This window comes from Tistrella bauzanensis (assembly GCF_014636235.1).
In the GTDB taxonomy this organism is placed as follows: Bacteria; Pseudomonadota; Alphaproteobacteria; order Tistrellales; family Tistrellaceae; genus Tistrella; species Tistrella bauzanensis.
The window spans coordinates 1-6,969 of sequence record NZ_BMDZ01000122.1 but is presented as its reverse complement, the minus strand read 5'-3'; the positions used below and the strand labels follow the sequence as shown (position 1 = coordinate 6,969).

5 protein-coding genes are annotated in these 6,969 nt (G+C 68.1%); 3 read left to right on the top strand and 2 right to left on the bottom strand.

Features of this window, described 5'->3' with window-relative positions; translation table 11 throughout:
• Positions 1-543: 543 nt before the first annotated feature.
• On the bottom strand, positions 544-1,140 hold the full coding sequence (locus IEW15_RS24535) for an AAA family ATPase (RefSeq protein ID WP_188583018.1): 597 nt from the start codon (positions 1,138-1,140) through the stop codon (positions 544-546).
• Between the two features lie 13 nt (positions 1,141-1,153).
• Positions 1,154-3,184 carry a PHA/PHB synthase family protein gene (locus IEW15_RS24530; RefSeq protein WP_188583016.1) on the bottom strand — a complete coding sequence of 677 codons (2,031 nt, stop codon included), beginning with the start codon at positions 3,182-3,184 and terminating at the stop codon, positions 1,154-1,156.
• Between the two features lie 87 nt (positions 3,185-3,271).
• On the opposite strand from IEW15_RS24530, the gene IEW15_RS24525 reads away from it, so the two are divergent.
• The 3 genes from IEW15_RS24525 to rbbA are packed head-to-tail and all read left to right on the top strand — an operon-like array spanning position 3,272 to position 6,911.
• Positions 3,272-3,442, top strand: coding sequence for a hypothetical protein (locus tag IEW15_RS24525; protein ID WP_188583013.1), 171 nt, complete (start codon positions 3,272-3,274; stop codon positions 3,440-3,442).
• Positions 3,442-4,389 (top strand): HlyD family secretion protein, encoded by a 948-nt coding sequence (locus IEW15_RS24520; RefSeq protein ID WP_188583020.1) that lies wholly within the window; start codon positions 3,442-3,444, stop codon positions 4,387-4,389. The genes IEW15_RS24525 and IEW15_RS24520 overlap by 1 nt, the downstream gene beginning before the upstream one ends.
• Complete coding sequence (gene rbbA / locus IEW15_RS24515) at positions 4,386-6,911, top strand: ribosome-associated ATPase/putative transporter RbbA (protein WP_372402402.1); 2,526 nt, start codon at positions 4,386-4,388, stop codon at positions 6,909-6,911. The genes IEW15_RS24520 and rbbA overlap by 4 nt, the downstream gene beginning before the upstream one ends.
• Positions 6,912-6,969: the final 58 nt, after the last annotated feature.

The following is a 6,969-nucleotide window of genomic DNA, read 5'->3' as shown; positions in this document are numbered from 1 at the left end:
CCTCAGGTCCGCGATCATTGAATCGAACTCCTGACCGTTTGGGAATCCCCTATGAGTCAGGACTCACGAGATTTGGTATTAGGTCGCCTTCTCTGCAACTCAATGAGCCGGCAAATTTTTTGGAGAATTTTATCCGATCACGCGGCCATGAGAGATTGAAGATTAGACGAGTGGTTGTGTTGACACACCCCAATGCACGATTGGAGTCCATCAATGGTGTGACGATTGACGGCGTCTGCCACGTGGGAGACCTTGCCAGCTTGCTCAAAACGCTGGCGCCCTCCATCGAGGGCGGCGTTCCTGTTGAGGCTGTCGGGCGTCTGGTTCGCAAGGATCATGCATTTCACTTGGCGCCGCCACCGCGACGGCGCGCCGTATGATCGTCGCCGCATCGGACGAAGGCTGGGTGCTTCCTGCCTGCTTATGACGAATCCGGCTTCCCAACGCGAGAGCCAGGGCGGCCGGGTTGAACAGGCGCAGGCGGGTCCGCCTTGACTGTTGCGGGCTCGATGGACACCGGGTCTTGTTGCGCAAGACCTCAATCTAGCCGCTCCGCGCCGTCGTTGCGTGGCCTATGACCGCCGCATCCCCCGCCAGCCGCGCCAGCACCAGATCCGCGCGCTCCTGAACGCTCACCAGCGGCAGGATGGTCGCCGTGTAGCCGAGCGCCGCATAGGCCGCGCGCAGGCGGTGGTATTCGGCGATGGCGGTGGTGAGGTCGTGGGCGCGGGCGTCGTCGTGGCGATAGATCGCGGGCCAGGGCGGGGTGAGGAAGACGCGGGGGTGGTAGCGGTGGGCGCGGCCCAGGGTTTCGACCGCCGGTTCGCCGGTCGCGTGCTGAAGCGCCACGGCGGCGTCGACCAGGCCGCGGTCGAAGAAGATCCAGCCTGATCCTGCCCCGGTTCCAGCCGCCGCCACTGCCGCCCGGTCATCCAGCGCCATGGCGATGGCGCGGCGGGCGAAGGCGGCCATGTCGACCCAGGGCAGGGCTGACGGGGTTTGATCGCTCAGGCGGCGCTGTTCCGCGACGATCCGGCGCCCCGGCTCGGGTACGGTCGCGAAGCCACGGCGGGCGAGTTCGGCCAGCAGGGTGGATTTGCCGCCGCCGGAGCAGCCGGAGAGGATGACGTATCGCATCACCTCCGGAATCATCCTATTTCTGAAACACATAGCTCCCCGGTGCCGCGCCCAGCGCCGGATAGCCGGCGCTGGGCGCGGCCATCGGGGGTGGGGTCACGGGGGTGGTGGAGCGGTCGTGCAGCCATGCGGTCCAGGCCGGCCACCACGATCCGTCGCGCTGTTCGGCCGCGGCCACCCAGGCATCCGGCGCCTTGTAGAAACCGTCGACCGGGGTGGTCATGATCCGGAATTTGCGGTGCGGATGGCCGGGTTCCGACACGATGCCGGCATTGTGGCCGCCGCCGGTGAGCACGAAGGTGACCTCGGTATCCGATAGCAGGTGGATCTTGTAGGCCGAGACCCAGGGCGCGACATGGTCGCGTTCCGTGCCGACCGAGAAGATCGGCGCGCGGATATCGGTGATGCTGATCGGCTGGCCGTCGACCTCGAACCGGCCGGTGGCGAACTGATTTTCCAGAAACAGCCGGCGCAGATACTCCGAATGCATCCGATAGGGCATGCGGGTGGCGTCGGCGTTCCAGGCCATCAGGTCGTTCATGGGCGTGCGTTCGCCCATCAGATAGTCATGCACCATCCGCGACCAGATCAGGTCGTTCGATCGCAGCAACTGAAAGGCGCCGGCCATCTGGGTGGTGTCGAGGAAGCCTTGCGCCCACATCATGTCTTCAAGAAAGGTGACCTGCGCCTCATCGATGAACAGGGTCAGCTCGCCCGCCTCGGTGAAGTCGCACTGCGCGGCGAACAGGGAAACGCTGCCCAGGCGGTCATCGCCATCGCGGGCCATGGCGGCGGCGGCGATCGACAGCAGGGTGCCGCCCAGGCAATAGCCGGTGGCATGGATCGGGTGTGGCCCGGCGATCGCCTCGACAGCATTGATCGCGGCCATCACGCCGTCGGTGCGATAGGCGTCGAAGCCGATATCGCGGTCCTCAGGGCCCGGATTGCGCCACGAGATCATGAACACCGTGAAGCCTTCGGCCACCAGATATTCAACCAGCGACCGGCCCGGCGACAGATCCAGAATGTAGTATTTCATGATCCAGGCCGGCACGATCAGCACCGGTTCGGGATGGACCGTCTCGGTGGTGGGGGTATAGCGGATCAACTCGATCAGATGGTTGCGGAACACCACCTCGCCCGGCGTGACGCCCATATTCCGGCCGACGGCGAAATCCTCGACGCCGGCCGGGCCGGCGCCGCTCATCTGCCGCCACATATCGTCCCAGAAATGAACGGCGCCGCGCACCAGATTGGCGCCGCCCTCGGTCATCGTCCGCTCGATCACCTCGGGATTGGTCATCGGCAGGTTCGAGGGCGAGAACACGTCGAGTATCTGCCGGGTGGTGAAGGCCATCACCCGTTCATGGGCGGGTGTCACGCCGCGCACGCCGGTGGTGGCGTTGTGCCACCATTGCTGCTGCAACAGAAAGCCCTGCGACAGCAGGTCGAACGGCCATTGCTTCCAGGCATCGGCCCGGAAGCGGCTATCCTGAGGCAGAGGCTCGATGCAGCCGGGTGCCGCATGGCCCCCCTCCTTGTGGCCATTGGCGGTTCCGGCATCGGCGGCGCCGGCGGCGATGGCGGTGGCGAAGGGCAGGTGACCGGCACCGGGAACCAGCGCCCGCCAGCCATCGGCGAGGCCCAGCCCCGGAGTGTCGGCCCCCACGCGATGCACGGCATAGCTGCCGAGCCGGGTGGCCTTGCGCATCGCCTTTTCCACCAGCTCGGCCCGCTTGCCCGGGGCACTCATCAGATGGACCATCCAATCCGACCAGGCATCGGCCAGCGATGCCGGCGACAGCCCCCCGGTCACCCGCGCCATGGCGGCATGCACGGCCCGGTCGACGGTGTCGCGCACGGCCGCACCCGCCATCTCACCCGGCGCCTCGGCACAAGGTGCCGGCATGGCGGCCGGGCTGGGCTCGGGCTGGTGGTGATGGGCGGCATGGGGCGTGACGTCGGCATCCGGTCTGGCGGTGATGGGTGCCACCTGATCACGGGCGACGGCATCACGGGAAACTGGGCGGTGGGCCTCGGCATTCATCGGTCCGGCTCTCCTAGTGCGTCGGCGTGTCGTGCAAGATGGGGGCATCATCGCCGGTCTGGTCGGCCGGCAACATGATCCAGGTCAATGATCGACCTGATCGCAGATGCGAAAAAGCCTGATCATGTGAAACTGGTCATGCGTCCGGTGCATTCAACCCTGTCCCGTGGCGTATCCCTGCCCCTTGCGCACCAGACCGGTGCCCGCCAGCCGAGGTTCGACAGGCGCGGATTGGACGATGGGCGGCCATCGTGGTGATGGTCCTGGTGGCCGGCGGCGCCGGTGTCGTGTACTGGCAGAGCACCATGCGCGACAGCCTGCCTGATGGCTTCGCTCGGACCAATGGCCGGATCGAGGCCGAACAGATCGACATCGCCACCAAGATCGCCGGCCGTCTGGCCGATATTACGGTGGCCGAGGGCGATATGGTCGCGGCCGGCGCCGTGGTCGCCCGGCTCGACGATCTGCAGATCCGCGCCCGGCTGGCCGCCGCCGAGGCCGAGCATCGCCGCGCCGAGCAGGCCAAAGCCGAGGCCGAGGCCCAGGTCGCGCTGCGGCAGAGCGAGGTGCGCTTTGCCCGCGCCGAACTCACCCGGGGTGAAACCCTGGCGGCGCGCGGCCATTACCCGCAGGAGGGTGTGGATGAACGCCGCATGCGGCTGGCAACCGCCCAGGCGGCGGAACGCGCGGCGCTGGCCGGGGTCGATCAGGCCGTGGCCGCGATCGATGCCGCGGCCGCCCAGGTCGCCGATGCCCGGGTCACTCTGGACGACACCCAACTGACCGCGCCGCGTGCCGGCCGCATCCAGTACCGGCTGGCGGTGCCGGGCGAGGTGTTGGCGGCGGGCGGGCGGATCGCCACGCTTCTGGACCTGACCGACGTGCAGATGACCGTGTTCCTGCCGGCGCGCGAGGCCGGCCGGCTGGCGGTGGGCGGCGAGGCGCGGCTGATCCTGGATCCGGTGCCCGATTACGTGATCCCGGCCACCGTGTCGTTCGTGGCCGGCGAGGCCCAGTTCACGCCCAAGACGGTCGAGACCCGCGAGGAACGCGACACCCTGATGTTCCGGGTGAAGCTGCGCATCCCGGCCGATCTGCTGGCCGCCCATGCCGACCGGGTGAAGACCGGGGTGCGGGGCACGGCGGTGATCCGGATCGATCCCGCTGCCGAATGGCCGGCCGATCTGGCGGTGAAACTGCCGTGACCAGCGCTGTTCTCACCATCCGTCAGGTCTCGCATGTCTTCGGCCGGCGCGCGGCGCTGGCGGCGGTGGATGTCGACATGGCGCCCGGTACCACGCTGGGGCTGATCGGTCCCGATGGTGTGGGTAAATCGACCCTGTTGTCGCTGATCGCGGGGGTGCGCCGCATCCAGGCGGGCCAGGTGACGGTGCTGGGCGGCGACATGGCCGATGCCGGTCACCGCCGGTTGGTGGCGCCGCGCATCGCCTATATGCCCCAGGGGCTGGGCCGCAACCTGTATCCGACCCTGAGCGTGTTCGAGAATGTCGATTTCTTCGGCCGGCTGTTCGGGCAGGGCAAGGCCGAGCGCCGGCGGCGGATTGCCGAATTGCTGGAGGCGACCGGTCTGGCGCCGTTCCCCGACCGGCCGGCGGGCAAGCTGTCGGGCGGCATGAAGCAGAAGCTGGGGCTGTGCTGCGCGCTGATCCACGACCCCGACCTGCTGATTCTGGACGAGCCGACAACCGGCGTCGACCCGTTGTCGCGACGCCAGTTCTGGCGGCTGATCGACAGCATCCGCGCGCGGCGCCCCGGCATGGCGGTGCTGGTCGCCACCGCCTATATGGAGGAGGCCGCGCGCTTCGACCAGCTTGTGGCGATGGATGCGGGCGCGGTGATTGCCGCCGGCACGCCGGCCGCCTTGCGCGCCCGCACCGGCGAGGATGATCTTGAGCGCGCCTTCATCCGCCTGTTGCCGGAAGCCCGGCGCCGCGACCATGTCGCCCCCGACATCCCGCCGCGTGTGGCCAGCGATGGCGTGCCGGCGATCGAGGCGCGCGGCCTGACCTGCCGCTTCGGCGATTTCACCGCCGTCGACGGGGTCGATTTCGCCATCGAGCGCGGCGAGATCTTCGGCTTCCTGGGCTCGAACGGCTGCGGCAAGACCACGACCATGAAGATGCTGACCGGGCTGCTGCCCCCCACGGCCGGCGAGGCGCATCTGTTCGGCCGCCCGCTTCTTGCCGGCGACATCGCCACCTGCCGCCGGGTCGGCTACATGTCGCAGGCTTTCTCGCTTTATGGCGAACTCACCGTGCGCCAGAACCTGGATCTGCATGCCCGGCTTTATGGTCTCGACGGCGCGCAGACCGCGCGGCGGGTGGCGGTGATGATGGCCGAACTGGACCTGACCGATGCGGCCGATCAGGTGTCGGACGCGCTGCCGCTGGGCATCCGCCAGCGTCTGCAACTGGCGGCGGCGGTGCTGCACGAGCCGGAACTGCTGATCCTGGACGAGCCGACATCGGGCGTCGACCCGGTGGCACGCGACCGGTTCTGGGCCTATCTGGGCGTGCTGGCGCGCGAGCGCGGGGTGACGATCTTCATCTCCACCCATTTCATGAACGAAGCGGCACGCTGCGACCGGATCTCGCTGATGCATGCCGGCCGGGTGCTGGCGGTGGGCACGCCGTCCGCACTTGCCGCCGAAGACCCGTCCGGGCGGCTGGAGGATGCCTTTGTCGCCCGACTGGCCGCGGCGGCAGGGGATGCGGGCGGCGTGGAGGGCGATGCGGTCGCGGTGACGGATACCGTCGCGACGGCCTCGCCCGCGCCCTCTGGTCCGCCCCGGCGCCATGACCCGCGCCGGCTGTGGGCCTATGCCCGGCGCGAGACCATGGAATTGCTGCGCGACCCGATCCGGCTGGCCTTCGCGCTGCTGGGGCCGATGATCCTGATGCTGACCTTCGGCTTCGGGATTTCCTTCGACGTCGAAGACCTGCCTTACGCGGTGTATGATCAGGACCAGTCGCTGGAAAGCCGGTCGCTGGCCGAGGCCTTTGCCGGTTCGCGCTATTTCGAGGAACACAAGCCCATCGTAAGCCCCGCCGATCTGGACCGGCGCCTGGCCGATGGCGAGCTGAAACTGGCGATCGAGATCCCGGCCGGGTTCGGCCATGACCTCACCCGGGGCTGGGTGCCGCAGGTGGGGGTGGTGCTCGACGGCGCCATGCCGTTCCGGGCGGAAACCGCGCGCGGCTATGTTCAGGGGGTGGCGGCGCAGCATCTGGCCGAGATGGCGGCGCAGACCACGGCGCCCGCCACCAGCGGCGCCAGTGTCACGATCGAGACCCGCTTCCGGTATAATCAAGCCTTCCGCAGCGTCGATGCGATCGTGCCCGGGGTGATCATGCTGATGCTGGTGCTGATCCCGGCGATGATGACCGCGGTCGGCGTGGTGCGCGAAACCGAGACCGGATCGATCGCCAATTTCCGCGCGACGCCGGTGACGCGGTTCGAATTCCTGGCCGGCAAGCAACTGCCCTATTTCGGGGTGGCGGTGTTGAGCTTCCTGACCCTGGCATTGACCGCGGCCCTGGTCTTCGGGCTGGAGGTGAAGGGCCAGGCGCCGGCGCTGCTGCTGGGGGCGGTGCTGTATGTGGCGGCGACGACCGCCTTCGGCCTGCTGGTTTCGGCGTTCATGAAAAGCCAGTTGGCGGCGATTTTCGCCACCGCGATCATCTGGGCACCTCCATTTACCCGCTGATGTGATCGGGTTGAGGATCCGAGGCGGCACTTTGGGTGAAGCTCGCGTCAGGCATGGG